This window comes from Vibrio sp. 1288 (assembly GCF_033344475.1).
On the sequence record NZ_JAWPOX010000363.1, the window covers coordinates 1 to 788 of the forward strand.

The 788-nt window shown below is 44.9% G+C and carries 1 protein-coding gene; it reads left to right on the forward strand.

Annotated elements, in window-relative coordinates; all coding sequences use genetic code 11:
• Positions 1-268 precede the first annotated feature (268 nt).
• On the forward strand, positions 269-788 hold a 520-nt coding region (locus R8O11_RS26780; RefSeq protein WP_318194817.1), incomplete at its 3' end, for a thioredoxin domain-containing protein.

Below are 788 nucleotides of genomic sequence, written 5' to 3' on the forward strand. Positions count from 1 at the left end.
GAGGCAACAATGACATTAAATCAGCTGAACTGGCTTAGTGTGGGTGTAGTGTTGACCATGTTCATCCTATTTTGATACCACACCTTGCACGATGCCATGCTCTGCTATCTAACGTGCGAGAACTACCAATTTAATTGCACTTTCGCTTGCAAATAGGATAACGCTGCTTCGGCAGCGTTTTTCCTAATATGCTCGACCCGCTTGATTTTCCATTCAATTAGCTCCATATCTACAGACATCGACCTGAATTAAAAGCAAGGACACTCAGATGCAATCCCCATTTATCGTTGAGTTAACAGAACAGAATTTTAGAGAAGTGCTTGAAGGATCAATGGACACACCCGTTCTGATTCATTTTTGGGCCAACGCTCAACCAGAAAGCGCACAAGTGCTACCTGAATTGCAAGCTCTCACTCAACAGTACAATGGTGCCTTTACATTGGCTCTGCTGAACTGGGAGGATCAACCAGCGCTTGCTTCCCAATTTGGTGTGCAAGTACTGCCAACAATCGCGTTGTTTGTTAATGGGCAAGCGGTCGATGGCTTAGGCGGGCCTCAACCAATCGAAACGATTGGCGCAATGCTACAAAAACATTTGCCAAGCCCTGACGAGCAACTATTGAAGCAAGTAAGCGAACTGCTTCAACAAGGCGAACATGCACAAGCTCTGAACGTCATTCAAACGCTGTCAGATGAACTGCAATCACGCGGTGATGTAAAATTAGCGAAAGCCGATTGTTTGCTAGAAACCAAACAATTCGAATTAGCACAAGAGTTGTTAGCAACCA